The sequence below is a fragment of the Streptomyces sp. NPDC002690 genome (genome assembly GCF_053592415.1).
On the sequence record NZ_JBSFVR010000593.1, the window covers coordinates 1 to 2,861 of the forward strand.

3 protein-coding genes are annotated in these 2,861 nt (G+C 66.2%); all 3 read right to left on the reverse strand.

Going from position 1 to position 2,861, the window contains the following annotated elements; genetic code table 11:
• Nucleotides 1-718: TerD family protein (locus ACWD3D_RS35600; protein WP_451464813.1), on the reverse strand; the 718-nt coding region annotated here is incomplete at its 3' end.
• 202 nt (nt 719-920) lie between these two features.
• Nucleotides 921-2,069 carry a DUF475 domain-containing protein gene (locus ACWD3D_RS35605; protein ID WP_451464814.1) on the reverse strand — a complete coding sequence of 383 codons (1,149 nt, stop codon included), beginning with the start codon at nt 2,067-2,069 and terminating at the stop codon, nt 921-923.
• A gap of 70 nt (nt 2,070-2,139) precedes the next feature.
• Nucleotides 2,140-2,715, reverse strand: a complete 576-nt coding sequence (locus tag ACWD3D_RS35610; protein WP_328721968.1) for a TerD family protein — start codon at nt 2,713-2,715, stop codon at nt 2,140-2,142.
• Between the last annotated feature and the right edge of the window lie 146 nt (nt 2,716-2,861).

Consider the following 2,861-nt stretch of genomic DNA (forward strand, 5'->3'; position numbering starts at 1 on the left):
TGTAGCCGCGGCCCCACTGCATGCCGAAGCCGTAGAGCCGGTCGAGCTCGGACTGGAATCCGTAGACGAACTTGACCTCTCGGCGCACGATCAGCTCCTCCTTGACGTTCTCCACGGTGAACACGGCGCAGGAGCGGGCCTGCGGCGCGCGTTCGTCCAGCTCGATCTCGATGCGCGGGCCGTTGCCCGGGTACAGCGTGACCATCGCGTGGGTACGGTCGAACGCCGGCGTCTGGTCGTAGATGTAGACGAAGAACAGCAGGCGCCTGATCTTGTCGCGGTGGTCCATGTTGACGTAGACCGTCTCCCCCGAGGGCGCGCCGAAGCGGTCGTCCCCGCTGAGCCGGATGTACGGCGGGTCGTTCAGGTCCCCGATGAGATTGCCGAGGGGCTGCACCACGCCCTTGGTGCCGTCCGTGAGCTCGTACATGCACCCGAGGTCGAGGTCGACGTTGACCATGCCCTGGGTGTGGGCCTGCACGATCTCCGGCTGGAAGAGCTTCAGCGGGTTCCGCAGCAGGCTGCTTCCCGAGCGGCCCTCGATGTCGGAGCTCCGCATCCGCCAGGAGAGGTTGACGCGGAGGTTCCCGGTGAGCGCTCCCTGCTTGTTCAGGGAGACCGTGGCGTTGCGTCGTGAGAGCTGAATCGAGTTCGTCGCCGCGCTGCCCGACTCGAACTGCGCCGTGCGTGCCGGCCACAGGCCGTCGAAGAAGCCCATCCCCCTACCCCCACCTAACTGTCTGCGCGTCCTCGCGAGCCGGTGTTCCGGCCCTTCTTCGCGCGTCCCGCACGTCACTGCGGGGCGGCCGGCGGACCGGCCCGGGTTTCCGGAGCCGTACCGCGCGGACCGCCCCGCAAAGAGCGTTCCCTCATTCCTTACCGGGTCACACACCCGGCAGAGGAGACTTCTGGCCAGAACTTCAGCGGACTCCGCCGTCTCCGGCGTCGACCAGCGTGCTGCCGCCTTCCTCGCCGACCTCGGCGAGCCTCTTGTTGCGCCGGACCGACGACCAGAACGACCAGGCGATCAGCACCACGCCGACCAGGCCGGTGATGATCTCGTTGATCTCGTACTGGATGGTCACGAGGAGGATGACGGAGAGGGCGCCGATCGCGTAGTGGGCGCCGTGCTCCAGGTAGACGTAGTCGTCCAGGGTGCCCTGGCGGACCAGGTACACCGTGAGAGAACGGACGTACATGGCGCCGATGCCGAGGCCGAGGGCCATCAGCACGATCTCGTTGGTGATGGCGAAGGCACCGATGACGCCGTCGAACGAGAAGGACGCGTCCAGGACCTCCAGGTAGAGGAACATGAAGAACGCGGCCTTGCCGGCCAGCACGACCGGAGCGAGGTTCTTGCCGCTCTTCTTGGCCTCTTCCTCGGCCTCGTGCTCGCGCTCCTCCTCCTCTTCGAGCTTGTTCTCGAAGAAGCCCGAGAGCCCGCCGACGACGAGGTAGGTGATCAGACCGGCGACACCCGCGAGCAGCACCGTGGACGTCTTGTCGGCGTGCGCCCCACCGTGCTGGTGGGCGTGGGTCGCGAAGGTCAGGGCGGAGACGAGCAGCACGATCAGCGCGACGCAGACCGACAGCATGTCGACCTTGCCGAGCTTGGCGAGCGGGCGCTCGATCCAGCGGAGCCACTGGATGTCCCGGTCCTCGAAGATGAAGTCGAGGAAGATCATGAGCAGGAACATGCCGCCGAAGGCCGCGATCGACGGGTGGGCGTCGGTGACCAGCTGCTGATACCGGTCCGGGTCGTTGAACGAGAGGTCGATGGCCTCGATGGGACCGAGCTTGGCGCTGATCGCCACGATCACGACGGGGAAGACCAGTCGCATGCCGAAGACGGCGATGAGCACACCGATCGTGAGGAAGATCTTCTGCCAGAAGGCGTTCATCTTCTTCAGGATTCCGGCGTTGATCACCGCGTTGTCGAAGGACAGCGAGATCTCCAGGACCGTCAGGATCGCGACGACGCCGAGAGCCTGCCACCCCCCGTAGAACACCGCTGCGACCAGGCCGAGCGCGGTAATCGCGAACGACCAGCCGAAGGTTTTCAGAAGCACTGGCTACCCCATCGTGTATATGTAACGGGTCTCCCCCGTAGTGCGGGGCTCCCCCGCGCCGAGCGCGGCTTTACGAAACGTTGACCCCGAAGTCTAGAGCGATGCCTCGCAGTCCTGACGCGTACCCCTGTCCCACCGCACGGAACTTCCATTCGCCGTTGTAGCGGTAGAGCTCGCCGAAGATCATCGCCGTCTCGGACGAGGCGTCCTCGCTGAGGTCGTAGCGGGCGAGCTCCTGGCCGTCGGCCTGGTTCACGACCCGGATGAAGGCATTGCTGACCTGGCCGAAAGCCTGCCCACGGTTGTCCGCGTCATGGATCGAGACGGGGAAGACGATCTTGTCGCAGTGCGGGGGCACCTGGTCGAGGTGGACGATGACGGACTCGTCGTCACCTTCACCCGCGCCGGTGAGGTTGTCCCCGGTGTGTTCGACGGAGCCGTCGGGGCTGGTGAGGTTGTTGTAGAACACGAACCACTCGTCCCCGAGCACCCGCCCCGACTGGCACAGCAGCGCGCTGGCGTCCAGGTCGAAATCGGCTCCGGTGGTGGATCGCGCGTCCCAGCCGAGGCCGATGAGCACCTGGGTGAGGTTGGGTGCGGCCTTGGAGAGGGAGACATTGCCTCCCTTGGCGAGTGTGACGCCCATGATGTGTCCTCCCCGATTCGTTCTTCTTGTGCACGGATCCGCTTTTCGGTCCGTGCGGCACAGCATGCCCCGTACGGGCCCTCCCGCACCGGGAATGCCCGGCGGGCCCTGCGGGGCGCGGGCGCCCGCCTGTGCGGCACCGGTCG